The sequence below is a fragment of the Pantoea sp. Z09 genome, assembly GCF_022394795.1.
GTDB lineage: Bacteria > Pseudomonadota > Gammaproteobacteria > Enterobacterales > Enterobacteriaceae > Pantoea > Pantoea latae.
Window position 1 is genome coordinate 3,343,296 of record NZ_CP092373.1, and the last position, 18,157, is coordinate 3,361,452.

At 56.1% G+C, this 18,157-nt stretch carries 16 protein-coding genes, 1 tRNA gene and 2 pseudogenes; 10 read left to right on the forward strand and 9 right to left on the reverse strand.

Features of this window, described 5'->3' with window-relative positions; genetic code table 11:
- Nucleotides 1-28 precede the first annotated feature (28 nt).
- Genes MC269_RS15965 through MC269_RS15975 form a run of 3 tightly spaced genes read left to right on the forward strand, consistent with a single transcriptional unit; the run spans nucleotide 29 to nucleotide 1,375 of the window.
- On the forward strand, nucleotides 29-508 hold the full coding sequence (locus MC269_RS15965) for an Hcp family type VI secretion system effector (protein WP_239952999.1): 480 nt from the start codon (nucleotides 29-31) through the stop codon (nucleotides 506-508).
- Nucleotides 509-560: 52 nt separating this feature from the next.
- Nucleotides 561-929: a tlde1 domain-containing protein gene (locus tag MC269_RS15970; RefSeq protein WP_239953000.1), complete on the forward strand. Its 369-nt coding sequence runs from the start codon at nucleotides 561-563 to the stop codon at nucleotides 927-929.
- Nucleotides 926-1,375 (forward strand): hypothetical protein, encoded by a 450-nt coding sequence (locus tag MC269_RS15975; RefSeq protein ID WP_239953001.1) that lies wholly within the window; start codon nucleotides 926-928, stop codon nucleotides 1,373-1,375. Before MC269_RS15970 ends, MC269_RS15975 begins: the two co-directional genes overlap by 4 nt.
- Before the next feature lie 104 nt (nucleotides 1,376-1,479).
- Here MC269_RS15975 and MC269_RS15980 read toward each other — a convergent pair whose 3' ends face one another.
- The 3 genes from MC269_RS15980 to MC269_RS15990 all read right to left on the reverse strand — a co-directional run bounded on the left by MC269_RS15980 (nucleotide 1,480) and on the right by MC269_RS15990 (nucleotide 4,239).
- Complete coding sequence (locus MC269_RS15980) at nucleotides 1,480-2,265, reverse strand: CDP-diacylglycerol diphosphatase (RefSeq protein WP_239953002.1); 786 nt, start codon at nucleotides 2,263-2,265, stop codon at nucleotides 1,480-1,482.
- Between the two features lie 156 nt (nucleotides 2,266-2,421).
- Nucleotides 2,422-3,213, reverse strand: a complete 792-nt coding sequence (locus tag MC269_RS15985) for a MetQ/NlpA family ABC transporter substrate-binding protein (RefSeq protein ID WP_239953003.1) — start codon at nucleotides 3,211-3,213, stop codon at nucleotides 2,422-2,424.
- A 9-nt stretch (nucleotides 3,214-3,222) separates the two neighbouring features.
- A complete protein-coding gene (locus tag MC269_RS15990) occupies nucleotides 3,223-4,239 on the reverse strand; it encodes an isopenicillin N synthase family oxygenase (protein ID WP_239953004.1) in 1,017 nt (338 codons plus the stop codon).
- Nucleotides 4,240-4,743: 504 nt separating this feature from the next.
- On the opposite strand from MC269_RS15990, the pseudogene MC269_RS15995 reads away from it, so the two are divergent.
- A pseudogene (locus tag MC269_RS15995) lies at nucleotides 4,744-5,325 on the forward strand (DNA sulfur modification protein DndB); the annotation flags it as partial.
- 57 nt (nucleotides 5,326-5,382) lie between these two features.
- Here the strand turns inward: MC269_RS15995 and MC269_RS16000 are convergent.
- Together MC269_RS16000 and MC269_RS16005 are read right to left on the reverse strand one after the other, a co-directional pair.
- Nucleotides 5,383-6,351, reverse strand: coding sequence for an IS5-like element IS903B family transposase (locus MC269_RS16000; RefSeq protein WP_000654812.1), 969 nt, complete (start codon nucleotides 6,349-6,351; stop codon nucleotides 5,383-5,385).
- 729 nt (nucleotides 6,352-7,080) lie between these two features.
- Nucleotides 7,081-7,165 (reverse strand) — tRNA-Leu (locus MC269_RS16005).
- 269 nt (nucleotides 7,166-7,434) lie between these two features.
- Here MC269_RS16005 and MC269_RS16010 point away from each other — a divergent pair.
- On the forward strand, nucleotides 7,435-7,956 hold the full coding sequence (locus MC269_RS16010; protein ID WP_239953005.1) for a DUF2501 domain-containing protein: 522 nt from the start codon (nucleotides 7,435-7,437) through the stop codon (nucleotides 7,954-7,956).
- A 58-nt stretch (nucleotides 7,957-8,014) separates the two neighbouring features.
- Here MC269_RS16010 and MC269_RS16015 read toward each other — a convergent pair whose 3' ends face one another.
- The gene (locus MC269_RS16015; RefSeq protein ID WP_239953006.1) at nucleotides 8,015-9,400 is read right to left on the reverse strand and encodes a PLP-dependent aminotransferase family protein; all 1,386 of its coding nucleotides are present in this window, start codon (nucleotides 9,398-9,400) and stop codon (nucleotides 8,015-8,017) included.
- A gap of 95 nt (nucleotides 9,401-9,495) precedes the next feature.
- Here MC269_RS16015 and MC269_RS16020 point away from each other — a divergent pair, with 95 nt between their 5' ends.
- The 4 genes from MC269_RS16020 to MC269_RS16035 all read left to right on the forward strand — a co-directional run bounded on the left by MC269_RS16020 (nucleotide 9,496) and on the right by MC269_RS16035 (nucleotide 12,027).
- Nucleotides 9,496-10,101 carry an FMN-dependent NADH-azoreductase gene (locus tag MC269_RS16020; protein WP_239953007.1) on the forward strand — a complete coding sequence of 202 codons (606 nt, stop codon included), beginning with the start codon at nucleotides 9,496-9,498 and terminating at the stop codon, nucleotides 10,099-10,101.
- 14 nt (nucleotides 10,102-10,115) lie between these two features.
- Nucleotides 10,116-10,595 (forward strand): carboxymuconolactone decarboxylase family protein, encoded by a 480-nt coding sequence (locus MC269_RS16025; RefSeq protein ID WP_239953008.1) that lies wholly within the window; start codon nucleotides 10,116-10,118, stop codon nucleotides 10,593-10,595.
- Nucleotides 10,596-10,690: 95 nt separating this feature from the next.
- Nucleotides 10,691-11,326 carry a hypothetical protein gene (locus MC269_RS16030; RefSeq protein WP_239953009.1) on the forward strand — a complete coding sequence of 212 codons (636 nt, stop codon included), beginning with the start codon at nucleotides 10,691-10,693 and terminating at the stop codon, nucleotides 11,324-11,326.
- Between the two features lie 23 nt (nucleotides 11,327-11,349).
- The gene (locus MC269_RS16035; protein ID WP_239953010.1) at nucleotides 11,350-12,027 is read left to right on the forward strand and encodes a MarC family NAAT transporter; all 678 of its coding nucleotides are present in this window, start codon (nucleotides 11,350-11,352) and stop codon (nucleotides 12,025-12,027) included.
- A gap of 195 nt (nucleotides 12,028-12,222) precedes the next feature.
- On the opposite strand, the gene MC269_RS16040 is transcribed toward MC269_RS16035, so the two are convergent.
- From MC269_RS16040 to MC269_RS16050, 3 genes and pseudogenes are all read right to left on the reverse strand, one after another.
- On the reverse strand, nucleotides 12,223-13,479 hold the full coding sequence (locus MC269_RS16040) for a cytochrome c (protein WP_239953011.1): 1,257 nt from the start codon (nucleotides 13,477-13,479) through the stop codon (nucleotides 12,223-12,225).
- 4 nt (nucleotides 13,480-13,483) lie between these two features.
- The gene (locus MC269_RS16045) at nucleotides 13,484-15,253 is read right to left on the reverse strand and encodes a GMC family oxidoreductase (RefSeq protein WP_081136838.1); all 1,770 of its coding nucleotides are present in this window, start codon (nucleotides 15,251-15,253) and stop codon (nucleotides 13,484-13,486) included.
- A 34-nt stretch (nucleotides 15,254-15,287) separates the two neighbouring features.
- Nucleotides 15,288-16,015: pseudogene (locus MC269_RS16050) on the reverse strand (gluconate 2-dehydrogenase subunit 3 family protein).
- Nucleotides 16,016-16,576: 561 nt separating this feature from the next.
- On the opposite strand from MC269_RS16050, the gene MC269_RS16055 reads away from it, so the two are divergent.
- Complete coding sequence (locus MC269_RS16055; RefSeq protein WP_239953012.1) at nucleotides 16,577-18,148, forward strand: ABC transporter substrate-binding protein; 1,572 nt, start codon at nucleotides 16,577-16,579, stop codon at nucleotides 18,146-18,148.
- Nucleotides 18,149-18,157 lie beyond the last annotated feature (9 nt).

Sequence of the window (18,157 nt, forward strand, 5' to 3'; positions counted from 1 at the left end):
TTCTTTTGATGAAAAGGAGTTTCTTATTATGGCTATCCCTGCTTATTTGTGGCTGAAAGATGATGGCGGCGCAGATATCAAAGGTTCGGTCGATGTACAGGATCGGGAAGGCAGTATTGAAGTTCTTAGCTTTATACACGGCTTAGGTATTCCCTCCGATCCCCATACCGGGAAACTGACCGGCACGCGTATTCACAGCCCGCTTGAGTTTGAAAAGGAGTTTGATTCTTCAAGCCCCTATCTTTATAAGGCTGTATCCTCCGGCCAGACGCTAAAAAGCGCGGAGATAAAATGGTATCGCATCAATTACGCGGGGCAGGAAGAAGAGTACTTCAACATGTTGCTTGAAGGCGTAAAAGTCGTCTCTGTTAACCCTATGATGCATAATATTAAAACCATCGAAAACATGAACCATCTTGAGTCTGTCACGCTGCGCTACGAAAGAATCACCTGGAAATATTGTGACGGTAATATCCAGCATTCTGACTCCTGGAAAGAGCGAGCATAAGATTCAGTTTGCATGGCGCAGGTTTGCGCCATCTGTCACAAGGAGAAGAGTGATGACATGGGTTTATGACGTCAGAAAAAAAACATTTACGCATAACGGTGTGTATCAGTTTAGTGCGCGCTATGCTGGCGCGCCGGGCTATAAAGACAATCCTGATTATGAGTGTCTGATAAATAAAGGTCCGCTGCCAAGAGGTAAGTACAGGATTGTTGGAACCCCTTTTACTCATTCTATTGCCGGGCCTTACACGTTAAAACTGAAACCTTACAGGGAGAATGACATGTGTGGTAGAGCAGGTTTTCTTATCCATGGAGACAGTATAAAAGATCCCGGAAACGCTTCAAACGGCTGCATTATCTTAGCACGTGACTATCGTAGAAAACTTTTTAAATCAGGCGACCATGAGATTGTTGTCATATGAAAAAGATAATATTACTGGCATTGCTTTCCATCAGTTTTATTACTTTCTCTGCTGTTAAACCAGAGGAGTGCATTCCTGTTGAAGAAGATGTAGGCATAGCAACACTATTTACCATGGCAGAGGATTTTGACTTTCCATCATCTCAAGTAGACCGGAGCAAAACCAAAGCAGAGATACTCTATACAGAGCCTGTAAATCATGAGCTTGCCCTGATTTATGGTAAAAAAGAGAGAATCCTTAGTGGTGGAGAAAAGAGCGAAGACAAAACTACTGCAGAGCAATATGCTGAAGGATTTATGTGGAACAACGCTAAAAATATAATAGTGAAATATAATTTTTATAATTATCAGGGAAAAGAGAACATTTTAATTATCTCGGCATTCGTCAGTGATACCGACTGCGCGGTGCGCTGGAATGGATACGTGGTGGTGAAGCGAGAGTTTTAATCGCTGCCAGATACAAAATCCCTATGACAGTATTCACGATCCTACTAACGCAATCTGCCTTTAATTTTTAGGCGATAGCCAGCATTGAACGCGCTACATTAACCTTATCCGCCGGCTGCATAAACAGCCGGCGGAGCCGTAAGTATCTCGCAGCGTTTATCCAGTAAAGACTCCACCGAGGCGCGATTGCCCTTATCCCAGCCGCGTCGCGTGGTCAGCAGAATAAACCCCTTCTCTCCTGAGAAGGTGGTGGGTATTAGCGCCACGCCATACTCCGCCAGCTGCGGCGACGACAGGTGAAAATGGCGCGCCACCGAGGCGATGGGATAGATTCCCATCGCCGCTGGCTGCATCACGCGGCGGGCATAGTAGGTATGGTTCAGCAGGCGATCGGGCAACGGCCGCCATTGCTCACTAATGTAAGGCCGCTCGGCCTGCAGCTGACGGCGCACATCTTCGCGCAGACAGGTGAGATGAATATGCAGCTGGTTCTGGCTGCGTCCCCAGGCGGAGTTAATCGCCATACCCAGTTTGTCGTCGGGAACGTCAGCGCCATACGCCGCCATCAGGCGATAGCGCATCAGCCACGCATAGCCAAAATAGTCGGTGCGGCTTTCGCGCGACAGCGCGATGCTCTCAATACCGGACATTGCCAGGTTCGGCACCAGAATAAAATGGTAGGGATAGCGCGGATTCTGCAGGATGCTGAAGCCCTGCTCTTTGCGCTGCGGCTGATAGATTTGCTGGCAGGGTGCTGGATCGCGCCGAAGGTGGTAGTGGGTCATGCAGAGATCCTGCGTGACCATCCATAGCGCATCTGAGCGCGCGCATCCGCCCAGCAGCAGCGCCATCGCAGAAAGCATCAGCCCTCGAAACATCCGTAATCGCATAGGTTCAGCCGGTTATCGCGCTGCATGACGCAGACACATTTTGTCTGGCAGCAACGCATTATTTTTCTCTGGATGTTAGCGCAGGCTGAGCGGGTTGGATCGTTCTTTGTTAAAACAATAAACGGGATGCGGCCTCATCCCGTTTACTCCTGCTGGTTACTGATTTACCGGGATCACCGAGCCGTGATACTGCTGCTCGATAAACTTCGCCACCTGCGGCGAAGCGAGATCCTTCGCCAGCTCTTTAATGCGCGGATCGTTCGCCAGCTTCGGCGTGGTCACCAGCACGTTGGCGTAAGGGTTGCCCTGCGCTTTCTCCAGCGCCAGCGCGTCTTTCGACGGCGTCAGGCCTGCCTGCAGCGCATAGTTGCCGTTGATTACCGCGAACTGCACGTCATCCAGCGCGCGCGGCAACTGCGGCGACTCGATCTCGACGATCTTAAGATGATGCGGGTTGCTGTCGATATCCGCCGGCGTCGCCAAATTGTTGATGGCGTCGTTCTTGCCCGCCTTCAGGGTAATCAGCCCGTTGGCCTGCAGCAGGTAGAGTGCGCGGCTCAGGTTGGTGACGTTGTTCGGCACCGCCACCTGCGCACCGTCCGGGATATCCTTCAGGGATTTCACCTTGTGCGAGTAGAGCCCCAGCGGCTCGATATGCACCGTCGCCGCCACGTCGAACTTCTCGCCCAGCGCCTTCTCCTGATCGCGCAGATAAGGCACATGCTGGAAGTAGTTGGCGTCGACGTCGCCGCGCGCCAGCAGCTCGTTGGCGTTGAGGTTGCCGTTGAGTTCGATCACCTGCAGATCGAGTTTAGGATCGATCTTCTTCACATAGTTGAGGATCTCGCTGTGCGGCACCGGATCCGCCGCCACGCGCAGCACCGCCGCCGAACTGGCGCCCGAGAAGAGCGCCGCCAGCGCCAGAGTCGCTACCATCTTCTTTTTCATGCAATGTCCTTATGAAAGTGTCTTGAGATAATCGCCGTAATAGCGCTGCGCCACATCGCGGTGCGAGCGTAAACGTCCTTTGAGGTAGTTCCAGCCCACGTCACGGATCAGCGGATTGGTGGGATCGCTGGTCGGCCCCAGCGCCTCCGCCGCCAGCGCGTCGGGCAGCTGGTAGATTGGCACCTGAGTGTCGAGCTGCGCGCCGAGGAAAAAGGCGATAGAGATGCGCTCCTGCCCTTCTGGCGGCGAGAGCACGCGATGTACGGTGGCGCGCAGATAGCCGTTGGTCGCCAGCTCCAGCAGCTCGCCGATATTCACCACGAACGCGCCCGGCTTTGGCGCGGCATCGACCCAGTTGCCCGGCGTCACCTCAACCTGTAGCCCGCGCTGCTCGTCCTGCAGCAGGAAGGTGAGAAAGCCGGAGTCTTTATGCGCGCCCACGCCCTGCTGGCTCTCGTCGTTGCGCTGGCCGGGATAGCGGATCAGCTTGACGTGCTCGTTGGGATAGCGGCCGTAGAGCGCGTCGAAGGCGTCCTCCGGCAGCGACAGCGAACGGGCAAAGGCGCGCAGCAGGCGCAGCGCCACGTTGGTCATCTCCTGCTGCCAGGCGTTGATCACCGGACGCAGCTGCGGCAGCGCCTCCGGCCAGAGGTTCGGTCCCTGCAGGCGCTTCCACGCCGCATCGTCAGGCTGCAGCAGCAGCGGCTCGCGATCCGCGCCGATATCGAACTGCTCGCGCTGGTCTCGCTGCTCGCGGGTGTACTCCACGCCCGCCAGGTTGTAGCCGCGAAAGTGCGGCGAGTGGATCATCGAGACGCGCAGCTTCTCTTCCTGCGGCAGATCGAAAAAGGCACGCGTAATGCTCTGCACGTTCTGCTGCAGCTGCGGGTTGATGCCGTGGTTGATGAGGTAGAAAAAGCCCACGTCACGCGCGCTTTCGCGCAAGCGGGTGAGAAAGTCGGTTTGCTCGGTTTCGCTGCCGGCGAGTTGCGCCAGATCCAGTACCGGTAAGCTTGTCCAGGTCATTGTGCGTTTTCCAGAGAGGATGCCCGGATTTACCCTCGCACTAATAAAACGCATCGGGAAATAGTGAAGCGCTATATGTTATCGCAAGGGGTTTTTAGAAGAAGTTGGGGAAAGGGTATGCGGGAAAGAGATTAGAAAAAATTTAACACGATACATAATTGCCTTATTTACATTGACACAAAGGTTTTTCACCTGAGAACATCGCTTCCAAATTACAGGCTTATGATTAAGTTGCACTCATCCATTTGATTAATATAGGTAAATTTTATTATTTTAAGATGCCAGTTACGCATTTTTTGCTTTACTTTAGGTATTGGTGCTTTTTGCGAGGGTTCAAAACTGTATATAACCTTTGAATTTGAAGAATTTTTTTCATTTTCTAGAAAGAATTGACTTCAAAATGGAACCTAGTACGCAAATTTTCACGTCAAAAGACTGTAAATCCGCACAGGTATTACGTAAAATATCACGTATCTTTTGAATGAAATTTTCACGGATTACATTATGGCTAGTATTGATGCGGACTACTGCTACTCGTTCCCGGCTATACGTGGCATTCAGGCGGGGCGCCCTTTTTATATCGCTACCTGCCCAATGCGCATCATCCCTAAGATATTCAGTTTTGATGAAAATGACGTTCCTCCAGAGCTACGTGCACAGCGTACCTTGAACAAATCGCGTATACCAGAAATGGTAAGGTACTTACTTGAAAACCCTAAAGATTATGTTTTCTCTGCATTAACAGCTTCCATCGCGGTTGACGTTCAGTTTGATGAGTTTCCTGGGTCTAACAATCTGGGAACACTATCCGTTCCAATGGATGCACAGATTTTGATCAACGATGGTCAGCATCGTCGTAAGGCAATTGAAGATGCTTTGGATGCTCGTCCGGAACTTGGGCAAGATAACATTCCAGTCCTGTTTTTTGTTGATGAGGGATTAAAACGCAGTCAGCAAATGTTTGCCGATCTGAACAAATACGCAATACGTCCTAGTCCTTCACTGTCATCACTTTACGATCACCGTGATGCTAGCTCTAGTCTGGCGCGTTATCTGGCTATGTCTGTTGAACCGTTTATCGGAATGAGGCTTTGTTGAATAAATCAGATTTCGGGTAAGTCTCCCCCGTAGCGGGTTGTGTTTTCAGGCAATACGCACGCTTTCAGGCATACCTGCTTTCGTCATTTTGTTCAGCGCTCGTACCAGGGCCATAGCCTCTGCAACCTGACCATCGTAGTCACGCAGTGTCAGTGAACCCCCGAACAGCTGTTTTACCCGGTACATCGCCGTTTCCGCTATCGAGCGACGGTTGTAATCTGTTGTCCATTTCCACCGCGCATTACTCCCGGTCATTCGCTGATTAGCCACTGCACGGTTACGGTCTGCATATTCACCGGGCCAGTAACCCGCACCTTTTCGGGGAGGGATAAGCGCGCTGATTTTCTTACGCCGCAGTTCATCGTGACATAGCCGGGTATCGTAAGCGCCATCGGCGGCGGCTGACCTGATTTTCCGGTGGGTTTGCCGGATTAACCCGGGGAAGGCCTCTGAGTCCGTAACGTTGTTCAGCGACAGGTCAGCGCAGATGATTTCATGTGTTTTACTGTCAACGGCGAGATGCAGCTTACGCCAGATACGGCGGCGTTCCTGGCCATGCTTTTTGACTTTCCACTCGCCTTCACCGAAGACCTTCAGCCCGGTGGAATCAATTACCAGGTGTGCGATTTCACCCCGGGTGGGCGTTTTGAAACTGACATTAACCGACTTTGCCCGCCTGCTGACACAGCTGTAATCCGGGCAGCGTAGCGGAACGTTCATCAGAGAAAAAATGGAATCAATAAAGCCCTGCGCAGCGCGCAGGGTCAGCCTGAATACGCGTTTAATGACCAGCACAGTCGTGATGGCAAGGTCAGAATAGCGCTGAGGTCTGCCTCGTGAAGAAGGTGTTGCTGACTCATACCAGGCCTGAATAGCTTCATCATCCAGCCAGAAAGTTATGGAGCCACGGTTGATGAGGGCTTTATTGTAGGTGGGCCAGTTGGTGATTTTGAACTTTTGCTTTGCCACGGAACGGTCTGCGTTGTCGGGAAGATACGTGATCTGATCCTTCAACTCAGCAAAAGTTCGATTTATTCAACAAAGCCCATTTCTCCCTACAAGTCCAGCGTGGTTCGTATATGAAAGCATGAAGCCGAATCTTTGCATCTGATTGAATTGTTATCCGTTAAACTGGCAAAGATTACAGGTGATAAAGGAAAATTTAGCTTTAAAACCCATATCATGAAGTTTTAGTGAGCACTGTGAATGGTGGCAAAAAATGAAAATGACTAAACTATGAGCTGCATAGAGATCCGGCCAACAGCCATACTAAGTTTACCAGTACTTGGGGTTTTCAGCTCTTGCAAGTATAGCTAATTGCACTTTTGGAAAATTGTATGGTCGAGTATGCTTTTTGAGAGCTTTTGAACATGATACGGCAACGTATGTCTGAAGCGTTTAGCATCGAATTCATCTGCCCGTCAAAGCATCATCTTCCTGCGCTCTGCAAGTTGCAGTGCCTTATAAATATACGCAGCCTTAAACCGTTTATAATCCTAATGATTCATTTAGTGCTCTATATCAGGTCCGATTTCAACATAGCACTATAGGGCATTGTTTAAAAACCGTACAGCAAAGATTTTATGATTAAATGCCAATGGGTAAAAGGATACCAATAATAAATGTCCCAAAATAAATATTATTTTTGTAGATAATAAATTTTCATCATGAGAAAGATATTCATGACCATGGATGTAAACGGGCACAAAAAAAGCCGCCCTTAAGCGACTTCTTTCTTTTCCGTGGTGCCGAAGGCCGGACTCGAACCGGCACGTATTTCTACGGTTGATTTTGAATCAACTGCGTCTACCGATTTCGCCACTCCGGCACGGAAGGGATGCGGAAAACGTTGAGGATTATACCGTTACCCACCAGCCGCGCAACCGGAATCGCCTTCCCTTACGCTAAACGTCCAAAAAAGCGCCATACCCTCTCTCACCCCCATCCCTCACCAACACGCCCACCCCTTCCCCTACAGAATCCTCCGATTCCACCCCTCTCACCTCCCGCACTCGGAACTTTCTCACCCCATGTTCCTCTTAGCAAAACTGGCGCAGCAACGCATCGCGCGCGGGATACACAGAAAATGAGGTTGAGATGAATAAAGCCACACAACGAACAATTTTGGGGATGGGGTTCAGCGCGCTGCTGCTGGCGGGTAGCGCATCGGCAGCAAGCTGGCAGGATCAGCTGAGCAGCGCGGCGTCGCAGCTCAGCCAGCAGAACAACAGCAACACCAGCGCGACCAACAGCACCGCGCAGAACGGCGGGCTATCCATTGGCGCGCTAAGCGGCCTGCTGAACGGCGGCGATAAGGCGGTCAGCGCCAACAGCATGACCAACGCTGCAGGCGTGATGCAGTACTGCGTGCAGCACAACGTGGTGGATAACAACGTGAAGTCGGTGAAAGAACAGGTGCTGGACAAGCTCGGCCTGAGCACGCAGACGGCGCAGACGCAGAGCACCGACTACCAGCAGGGCATCGCCGGCCTGCTTAACACCGGCAACGGCCAGCAGCTGAATCTGCAAAGCCTGAGCAACTCGCCGATGGGCGAGAAGCTGAAAACCAAAGCCTGCGACGTAGTGCTGAAGCAGGGCAAAAAATACATCGGCATGTGATCTGATGTTGTATGGGCGCGAGCTGTCCCTCGCGCCTCTCTTCTTGCGCAACAGCCTGCTAACGCGCCACCGCCCTTCTCGTCTCCTCCTCCACGCCCTGCACCAGCGCCAGCGCCTGCTCATACGACCGAATATTGGTGTAGCCAATCACCAGCCCGTAGCGCTTCTGCGTCTGCATATACCAGCCGGAAAGCGGCAGCACGCGCAGCTGATGGCGCTGCCACACCTCCGCCAGCGCCACATCCTGAATGCCGCGCCGCAGAAAGGCGACGATATGCATGCCGCCGTCGGTGAGCTGATACTCAAACAGATCCGGGAAGCAGGCCTCTAGCGCGTCGAGCATCATGCGGCGGCGCTGCTGGTAGAGAATGCGCATCTTTTTGATATGGCGGTAGAAGTGCCCTTCGCTGAGAAACTGCGCGAGGATTTTCTGCGGCAGCAGCGGCAGGCCGTTCTCCAGAATCTCACCCAGCTCGCGAAAGCGCGCCAGCGTCGCTTTGGGCATCACCAGATAGCCGATGCGCATCGCGGACATAATGGTTTTACTGAAGGTGCCGGTGTAGATCACCCGGTCGTGCGTATCGAGGCTTTTTAACGCCGGGATCACCTTGCGCGTGTAGTGGAATTCCCCGTCATAGTCATCCTCGATAATCCAGCTCTCGTTCTCCTGCGCCCACGCCAGCAGCTGATGCTTGCGCGGCAGCGACAGCGTTACCGCCAGCGGGCTCTGATGGGTCGGCGTCACCACCGCAAAGCGCGCGTCGGCGTGATAGCGCAGCAGATGATCGACGTCGATCCCGTCGCGATCGACCGGCACATAGTGCAGGTTGGGCGCGATCCGCTTCAGCAGCTTCTGACCAAAGAAGTAGCCGGGATCCTCAAACAGCACCTTGTCGCCCGCCTGCGCCAGCACCGCCAGAATCAGCCGCAGGTTGGCGCGATAGCCGCTGGTGATAAAGATCTGCTCCGGCTGGCAGTCAAGCCCGCGCGAGATGTTGAGGTAGCTGGCAATCGCCTCGCGCAGCGGCGTATAGCCCATCACCGGCGGGATCAGCATCTCATCCGGCCGCAGGCTGCGCGCCGCTTTGCCGGAAATCAGCAGCCACTTCTTCAGCGGAAAGGCGTCCAGCGACGGAATGCCGAGCCGCATCTCCCCTTTGCTCTCCCGCTGCTCAATGCGCAGCGGCAGGTCGCTCTCCTCTGGCTGCCACGCTGGCTCCTCTTTGGTGACAGGCGTAAGCGCCGGATTAACGCGCGTGCCCCTGGCGCCTTGACTGACGAAGTAGCCTTCGCCGATCAAGATTTCATAGGCGGTCTCTACCGTTTTGCGCGCCACGCGCAGCTCGCTGGCCAGCACGCGGATCGCCGGCACGCGATCGCCCGGCTTCAGCACGCCCGCCTGGATCTGCTGACGATAGCGCGCGTAAATCTCTCTGTATCCCACCGCTATGTCCTACCTTTTTTCTCGTTTTATGGCCCTTTTTACTCTGACATAGAAGCTTATCATGCCTCCATTGTTTAGCCGTGAAAGAGCCACCTATGAAGCTACTGCATATCAACGTCAGCCCCGATATCAGCGGATCCGCGTCGCGCGCCGCCTCGGCGCATCTGGTCGAGCGGCTGCGCGCCCGCCATCTGCAGCTGGAAGAGACGGTGCTGGATCTGGCGCAGCATCCGCTGCCGCATCTGGACGCCTTTACCATCGGCGCCTTTTTTACGCCGCCGGAGGCGCGCACCAACGCCCAGCGCAGCGCTATCGACACCTCGGAAAGGCTAGTGGATCAGCTGTTCGCCTGCGACACGCTGGTGATCGCCTCGCCGATGTGGAACCTCGGCCTGCCTTCGGTGCTGAAAGCCTGGTTCGATCATATTACCCGCGCCGGTCGCACCTTCGCCTTTACCGCCGACGGCAGCAAAGTCGGGCTGGTTAAAGGCAAGAAGGTCTACTGCGTGGTCGCCAGCGGCAGCGTCTTCGCCCACGGCCCCTTTATGCAGGATGACCAGTTCACGCCCTACGTGCGCGTCGCGCTCGCCTACATCGGCATTGAGGAGGTGGAATTTATCCGCGTCGACGGCACGCACGATCCCGTCAGCCGCGCCACCGCATTGCCCCATGCGTTAAAAACCATTAATTCACTGTTCTGAAAGAGGAAAGCATCATGACATCACGCGTTAACCACTTTAAAACCGTCCCGGCGCTGGCTAAATCCCTCGGCGACGTCTCTATGGCGCTACGTAAAACCTCGCTGGACGCCACGCTGAAGCATCTGGTGGATATCCGCGCCTCGCAGCTTAATCACTGCGCCTTCTGCCTCGATATGCACGTGAAGGAGGCGAAGCTGCACGGCGAGCGCGAGCTGCGTCTGCATCACGTCGCCATCTGGCGCGAGTCGCCGCTGTTTAACGCGCGGGAGAAGGCGGCGCTGGCATTGACCGAAGCCCTGACGCGCATCGGCGAACAGGGCGTCAGCGAGGCGCTCTACGGCGAGCTGCGCGAGCACTTCTCCGAGGTGGAGATCAGCGAGCTGGCCTTTACCGTCGCGGTGATCAACAGCTGGAACCGCCTGCAAATCCTGTCGCAGATGGCGCCGGGCGCGCTCGACAGCGCCTACGGGCTGGACCGCGCTGAATTACATTAATTTTTAACGCCAGCAGCGCAGGCTGCTGGTCGCCCCATGTTTTTCTGCGCGCCCTGAGGCTATAGTGAGGTTTTGCACTACAAAGGACAGCACGCATGAAAGGCATCAATATTGCGATTTACTTCGATCCCGATCTCATTTTCGCGACCGTACATCAGCCCGACGGCAGCTATCTGAGCAAAAACTTTCAGTACGACGATGCGGTGATTGAAGAGATCTACCAGTGGCTGGAACAGTTCACGCCAAATCGCACCCATATTTGCCTGCTTGAGCATGACACCGCCGATATCCTCGCCGACGAGCTGGTGGATAACGGCTATCACGTTCATCGCGTCAGCACTCATCTGATGCTGGAGTGGTTCACCTCTTCGCCGCCCGCCACGCCGGACGGCACGCCGGTGCGCGCGCTGCTGCGCTATCTGGAAGGGGAGAAGCCGGGAGAGTATGTGTCGCGCACGCCGCAGATTGAGGCGCTGCTTGATATGTTCGACGATCTCGACGCGCTGGAAGAGGTGGAAGAGGAAGACGACGAAGACAACCTGCCGGATGACGTGCTGCGCCTGGTGAAGCAGAAGAAGATCACCGCGCTGGCCGCCGCACAGAGCCTGATCCCGGAGCTGAACGAACGCATCCGCGAGCATCTGATGCGCTATCCCGAGCTGATGACGCCTGAGCTGCTGGAAGACTTTTTCCCGGAGCTGCTGGAAGCGATGGAGCGACCTAAACACTAATCCCGCGACCAAAGAGGACGCATATGCAGGCGTTACTAGAAGCGGTGGGATTAGGGCTGATCGTGCTGCTGCCGCTCGCCAACCCGCTCACCACCGTGGCGCTGTTTTTGGGGCTGGCGGGCGAGATGAACTTCAGCGAGCGCAATCGTCAGGCGCTGCAGGCCTCCATCTATGTGTTCGCCATTATGATGGTGGCCTGGTACGCAGGCAACGCGGTGCTCAATACCTTCGGCATCTCTATTCCCGGCCTGCGCATCGCGGGCGGGCTGATTGTCGCCTTTATCGGCTTTCGCATGCTGTTTCCCGCGCAGCCGGTCGGCCACTCGGTGGAGGCGCAGCACAAGCAGGATGAGCTGGAGAACAGCGACGCGCGTCAGGAGCCGGTCAATATCGCCTTTGTGCCGCTGGCGATGCCGAGCACCGCCGGTCCCGGCACCATCGCGATGATTATCAGCTCCGCCTCAACGGTGAAAAGCGGCGTCAGTTTTCCCGCGTGGGTGATTGCCGTGGCACCCCCGCTCACCTTTCTACTGGTGGCGCTGATCCTGTGGGTGGCGCTGCGCAGTTCAGGCAGCATTATGAAGCTGGTGGGGAAAGGCGGCATCGAGGCGATTTCGCGCCTGATGGGCTTTTTACTGGTCTGTATGGGCGTGCAATTTGTGATTAACGGCGTGCTGGAAGTGGGACATAACTTCCATTAAAAAAGGGCGCCGAGGCGCCCTAAATATTTTCAGGTAAGGTGCTGACGCGGGTGAGAAGGCCCGATCGCAAAGACGCAAAAAGCGGCATCCCTGCCAGCTCGGCCCGCGACATCCTTGTCGCGGGACGCTTTGCTCTTCGGTCCTTCTCACCCGCTTGCAGACTTCTCAGCCGTCTGAAAGAAGACGCAGTGCCCTTTAATCGTGCTTCAGCGACTTCCGCACATCCGCAACCTGATCCTTGCTCACCGCCGGCGCATTGTTGCTCCAGCCCTGACGGATAAAGGTCGCGAGCTGCGCCACTTCGTCGTCGCTCAGACGCTTGCCGAAGCCCGGCATCGCCAGCGTCGACGGCGCTTTCTCCGTAGAGGGCTGCTGCGCGCCTTCCAGGATGGTGTGGATCAGCCCGGTTGGATCCTTGGCGTTGACGATGGTTGCCTGATCCAGCTCCGGGAAGATGCCCGGCGCGCCTTTACCGGTGACAAAGTGGCAGGCGCCACAGTTGTCGATGTAGAGACGCTCGCCTTCGCTCAGGTTCTTCGCCGCCGTCAGCTTCGCTTCGGTCTTCTGCTGCGCCTGCACGTCGTAGGCCTGCAGCGGCGGATTGCCGCCGAGGAATTTCAGATAGGCCGCGACCGCTTTGAGATCGGCGTCGGTCATATGCGAGCTACTGTGCTCAATCACCGACTTCATCTCGCCGCCTACCGCCGCCTTGTCGTTGCGGCCGGTCTGCAGGTAATCGACGATCTCCTGCTCGCTCCAGCGCGGCAGACCGCGCAGCGACGGCACGTCCCAGTCGTTCAGGCTACCGCCCGCGAGGAACTTCGCGTCGCCGCTGTCCAGCGCCTTCTCGTTCATGCCGAGACCGCGCGGCGTGTGGCAGCTGCCGCAGTGGCCGAGGCTCTCAACGATATAGGCGCCGCGGTTGATCTCTTCAGAGGCGCCGCCGATCGGCTGGAACGGCTTGTCGCTGGTAAAGGCCCAGTTCCAGAAACGCATGCCCCAGCGCTGGCTAAATGGAAAGCTCAGGCTGGTCTCCGGCGGCTGCTCGGCGCTCGGCTGTACGCCCTTCATGAAGTAGACATACAGCGCGTGCATATCTTCATCGCTGATTTTGGCGTAGTCCGGATATGGCATCGCCGGATAGAGGCGCGAACCGTCCGGCAGCACGCCTTTGCGCACCGCGTCGGAGAACTGCTGCTCGCTGTAGTTGCCGATGCCGTGCGCTTTGTCCGGCGTGATGTTGGTGGAATAGATGGTGCCGAGGTTCGACTCAATCGCCAGCCCACCGGAGTAGTCCGGCTTGCCCGCGATGGAGTGACAGGCCATACAGTCGCCGAGACGCGACAGGTATTCGCCCTTCTTGATCAGCTGGGCCTCATCTTCCGCATGCGCCTGACTCACCATGCATCCCAGCAGCACGGCGTTGGCGAGTAACAATGATTTCAGTTTCATATGCTTATGCCTGTACCAGTGGACCGGGGTTCTTCAGATACTGTTCCTTGATCGCCTGCGCCGCCATCAGGGTAATCGCGCCGATGGTGTCGGTCGGGTTCGCCTGGAAGTTCTGCGGGAAGGCGTTGCCGCCCGGTACAAACACGTTATGCACGTCCCAGCTCTGCAGATACTTGTTCAGTGCAGAGGTTTTCGGGTTGTCGCCCATCACCGCGCCGCCCACGTTGTGGGTAGAGACGTACTTGGTCAGGTCGAAGTTGGCGTCCATCGGCAGGAAGCTCATGCTCATGCTGTCCGGGTTCAGCTCTTTGCCGATATTGCCGACGATGCCTTTCAGGTACTGCTGCAGCTTCAGCTCGTTCTGCTTCCAGTTAAAGGTCATGCGCAGCAGCGGCTGGCCGCGGTGGTCGGTGTAGTTCGGGTCGAGGTCCAGATAGACGTCACGGTACGACTGGCAGGTCGTGGTGATGCTGATCTTCATCGAGTGGCCGTACCACTCCTCCATACCCTCTTTGTAGCCCATGCCCCAGCTCGGCGTGCCTTTCGGCAGCGAGGTGGCAATCGGCGTACCGGTGGCCTGCGAGCTGTGGATCTTGGCGCCGCCAAGGAAGCCGAGGCCCGGACCGTCGAAGTTGCCTGGCGAGATGTCGTTGAACATCTGGCCGGTGGCGCCTGCGGTGGCGTACGGGTTGAAGTTTTTGTCCTTGAAGAACAGGGTCGCGCCGCCGTTCGACAGGAAGGCGTAGTTACGACCTACCACGCCCTCTTCGGTGATCGGGTTATACGGCTTGCCGATGCCGGAAAGCAGCATCAGACGCACGTTGTAGAGCTGGAAGCTGGAGAGCACGACGATTTTCGCCGGCTGGAACACTTCGTTGCCGTCCACGTCGTAGTAGATCACGCCTTTGGCGGTCTTCTTGTCGTCATGCAGCACCACCTTCACCACTTCCGCGTGCACTTCGTAGGAGAAGTTCGGCATGCGCTTCAGCGCATCCATCACCGCGGTCTGCGGCGACGCTTTGGAGTAGTTCAGGCACGGATACTTCGAGCAGTAGCCGCAGTAGTTGCACGGCGCGATCTGGTTACCGTAGGGGTTTTTCCACGCGCGCGACACGCATGCCGACGGGTTGGGGAACGGATGGTAGCCCAGCTTCGTCGCCGCTTCTTTAAACATCACGTTATTCAGCGTGTCTTCCAGCGCCGGCAGCGGGTAAGGCTCAGAGCGCGGGCCTTCGAACGGGTCGCCGCCTTCCAGAATCTGACCGCGCAGGTTGCCGGTGTTGCCCGACTGGCCGCAGATCAGCTCGAACTTGTAGTAGTAGGGCTCGATCTCTTCCCAGCTGAACGGGAAGTCCATCACGCGCATATCTTCCTGCAGGATGCCCGGCTTGTAGGCCTCGTCCACGTAGGTTTTCAGCTTGATGTCGGTCGGCGTCGGACGGATCAGTACCGCCGTCCAGTGCATGCCTGCGCCGCCCACGCCGGTGCCCGGCGCGAAGGCGCCCCATTTACGGGTTGGCAGCGCGGTCTGGGTGGTGTCGTAGCGCACGGTGACCGCCACTTCTTTCGGCGTAGCGAACACTTTGTTACGCACGTTATAGGCGTATTCGTCAGCCGGTTTCGGGTAGGCGAAATCGGGGTAGTCGCGCTCGCCGCCGCGCTCTAAGGCGCGCACTTCGAGGCCCGCCAGCGCCAGCTCGATGCTCATCAGCGAGCCGGCCCAGCCGAGGCCGCAAACAACGACGTCGACTTCTTTTTTAGTAATCTGTGCCATGATAATCCTGTCTCAAATACCTGATTCAGCGCGGTTAAGCGCGTTCACCCAAAAGGCTGACCGGCCCCAGCGGATACGGCACGTTGTGCTGCTTCACCCATTCGGTGAAGCTGGCGCGCGCGCCGGGGAAGCCGATGGCGATCCAGGCTTTCATGCCTTTGTTGCCGCCGTACATCGGATCCGCAAGATAGCCGTGTTTGGTATCAGAGAGCAGCTGGCTGAAGAACTGCGACGCTTTCAGATTGCCTTCGCCCAGCGCGGCGAAGTCGATGCCGTTCTTGTTGAGTTTGGTCAACACCTCATCTTTCTCTTCCAGCGTGAGCTGCTGGAACGGCTTGCTGTAGGTGGTCTGCACCCACTGCGTCACCAGCTTGATCGCGGTGTGGTACATCTGCTGTGGAGTGAACGGGTCTGGTAGCCGAAGGTCGGCTCGGCGTGAACGTTGAACGGGCCCTGCATGTAGATCTCGTCGCCGAACTCGCTGCTCTGCAACTGCTGGTCGATAAAGATCGGCACGTTGGTTTCCAGCGCGCCAGGCGCTTTGCCTTTGCCGCCTGCCGGGATCAGGCGATCGGTGGCGGCGAGAATAAACTGCCACTCGTCCGCGCTAAAAAAGCCCGGTTTATAGTCAGCCAGTTCCGGCGCGGCCATTTCAGCTGCCTGCGCCGCAGTCAGCCCTTTTAACACCAGGTCACTTAATGGCAATGCCAGTAAAGACCCGAGCAAAAACTTTCGTCTGGTGGTAGGTTTGTCAAGAAGCATAGCGGCACGACTCTCACTTGCTGTAAAAGTAATATATTTGTTAAACACAAATCTTATCGGTTAATAACGCGGCAATATTAGGGATATAGATATGTCGAAATGTAAAAATAGAAGTACAGATGTGTTTTAGTGAAAATTTATCATTGTGTTATTGGATGGTTACGAGGGGGTAACGGCTGTTGCAGGAGGAAATTTTGTTTAAAACCGCACAATTGATGGTTATATAGCCAGAAACCTTGTGCGCCAGCCCGGTTTTATTTGCGTGAGGTGACAGTTGCCGGAAATAATCAATCAAAAAAAATCATACTTCCATACAAGAGAACTATTCTCATTGGCAACATTATATTCACTTATTAACAGCAGCAATGAAATATTGCTGGAAATGTGATCGCTATTCGGCGAAAGCCTTATTTTGTTGCTGGCGTGGCAATAATGAATATAGGTGGTTAATCACGCCGGAAACCGAGACGATTTTTTTGTGCAAAGCTCATAACAAAGCGGCATTTTGCCGTGGCGACGCGCCGGATAAAGTAGGTTTATCAACTACTCAGGATAAACCCTATGCGACGCATTTTGCTTTTAATGTTGGGCGCGCTGACATTAGCGCCCGTGGTGCACGCCAGCACGCCGAAAGATACGCTGGTGATCGCCGTGCCGCTCGACGGCATTATCAGTTTCGATCCGGCGGAGAGCTTTGAAACGGTCAGCAACAGCAGCCTGCGTAATGTTTACCAGACGCTGGTGGAGCCGAATCAGGACGATCCGCAGAAGCTCTCGCCGCTGCTGGCGCGCAGCTGGCAGCAGGGTTCTACCCCGCACAGCCTGCTTTTCAACCTCAATCCCGACGCCCGTTTCGTCAGCGGCAATCCGGTCACCGCGCAGGATGTGGTCTTTTCCCTGACGCGCGCGGTGACGCTCAATAAAGCGCCCTCTTTTATTCTGGCCGAGTTCGGCTGGACGCCGGAGAATATCAGCAGTCAGTTTACGGTGGTGAACGACCACCAGCTGGAGATCCGCTGGCCGGCGCAAATCGGCCAGGATCTGGCGCTGCGTCTGCTGACCGCGCCGGTCGGCTCGGTGGTCGACAGTAAAACCGCGCTGCAGCACGCCAGCAGCAACGACACCGGCAACGGCTGGCTGAAGACCCATTCAGCGGGCAGCGGCGCCTTCTCGATCAAGCAGTTTGTGCCGCTGCAGGCGCTGGTGCTGGAGGCTAACCCGCACGCCGCGCCGCAGCCGCACCTGAAGCGCGTGCTGCTGAAGGGGGTCGCCGATCCCGGCACGCGTCGTCTGCTGGTGCAGCAGGGCGACGTGGATGTCGCCTATCAGCTCGGCCCCGATCAGATCGCGGCGCTGAAGAGCGATGCCAACGTGCGCATCGACGCCTTCCCGTCGAGCCTGGTCTACTATCTCGGCTTTAACACCAAAGACGCGAAGCAGCCCGCGCTCGGTAATCCGGCGCTGTGGCAGGCGGCGCGCTGGCTGGTGGACTACGACAGCATCGCCAACCAGCTGCTGAAAGGCCAGTACCGCATTCATCAGAGCTTTTTGCCGGACGGCTTTGACGGCGCGCTGAACACCACGCCGTTCCACTACGACGTCGACAAGGCAAAGGCGATTTTACAGCGCGGCGGCATCGCGCCAGGCACCCATATCGCCCTGACGGTGGTGAATCAGCCGCCCTATATCGACGTGGCGCAGGCGCTGCAGGCGAGCTTCGCGAAGGCGGACGTGAACCTGGATATTCAGCCGGTGGCGGAGTCGGAGCTGTGGAGCAAGATGCGCGGCCGCGACTTCCAGTCGATCTTTATCTACTGGGGCGCGGACTATATTGACCCGAATACCAACGCCAGCGCCTTCGCCTATAACGTGCCGGGCGGCTCAAAAACTCTGGCGTGGCGCGTCGGCTGGGAGATCCCTGCGCTGAGCGCCGAGACGCGCAAGGCGGCGGGCGAAAGCGATGCCACGCAGCGTCGCGCGCTCTACACCCATTTGCAGACCGAACTGCAGCAAAACTCGCCGTTTGTCACCATTCTGCAGGGCGCGCAGCAGGTGGCGGTGCGCAAAAACCTCAGCAATGTTAAGCAGGGCATCGGCGTCAGCATGCTGCTGCTGGATGAGGTGCAGAAGTAACAAGAGCGC

What these genes read in the sequence shown, in the direction of transcription:
- MC269_RS15965 (WP_239952999.1), top strand. Translation starts at nt 29, where the DNA reads ATGGCTATCCCTGCTTATTTGTGGCTGAAAGATGATGGCGGCGCAGAT.
- MC269_RS15970 (WP_239953000.1), top strand. Translation starts at nt 561, where the DNA reads ATGACATGGGTTTATGACGTCAGAAAAAAAACATTTACGCATAACGGT.
- MC269_RS15975 (WP_239953001.1), top strand. Translation starts at nt 926, where the DNA reads ATGAAAAAGATAATATTACTGGCATTGCTTTCCATCAGTTTTATTACT.
- MC269_RS15980 (WP_239953002.1), bottom strand. Translation starts at nt 2,265, where the DNA reads ATGCGATTACGGATGTTTCGAGGGCTGATGCTTTCTGCGATGGCGCTG.
- MC269_RS15985 (WP_239953003.1), bottom strand. Translation starts at nt 3,213, where the DNA reads ATGAAAAAGAAGATGGTAGCGACTCTGGCGCTGGCGGCGCTCTTCTCG.
- MC269_RS15990 (WP_239953004.1), bottom strand. Translation starts at nt 4,239, where the DNA reads ATGACCTGGACAAGCTTACCGGTACTGGATCTGGCGCAACTCGCCGGC.
- MC269_RS16010 (WP_239953005.1), top strand. Translation starts at nt 7,435, where the DNA reads ATGAATAAAGCCACACAACGAACAATTTTGGGGATGGGGTTCAGCGCG.
- MC269_RS16020 (WP_239953007.1), top strand. Translation starts at nt 9,496, where the DNA reads ATGAAGCTACTGCATATCAACGTCAGCCCCGATATCAGCGGATCCGCG.
- MC269_RS16025 (WP_239953008.1), top strand. Translation starts at nt 10,116, where the DNA reads ATGACATCACGCGTTAACCACTTTAAAACCGTCCCGGCGCTGGCTAAA.
- MC269_RS16030 (WP_239953009.1), top strand. Translation starts at nt 10,691, where the DNA reads ATGAAAGGCATCAATATTGCGATTTACTTCGATCCCGATCTCATTTTC.
- MC269_RS16035 (WP_239953010.1), top strand. Translation starts at nt 11,350, where the DNA reads ATGCAGGCGTTACTAGAAGCGGTGGGATTAGGGCTGATCGTGCTGCTG.
- MC269_RS16040 (WP_239953011.1), bottom strand. Translation starts at nt 13,479, where the DNA reads ATGAAACTGAAATCATTGTTACTCGCCAACGCCGTGCTGCTGGGATGC.
- MC269_RS16045 (WP_081136838.1), bottom strand. Translation starts at nt 15,253, where the DNA reads ATGGCACAGATTACTAAAAAAGAAGTCGACGTCGTTGTTTGCGGCCTC.
- MC269_RS16055 (WP_239953012.1), top strand. Translation starts at nt 16,577, where the DNA reads ATGCGACGCATTTTGCTTTTAATGTTGGGCGCGCTGACATTAGCGCCC.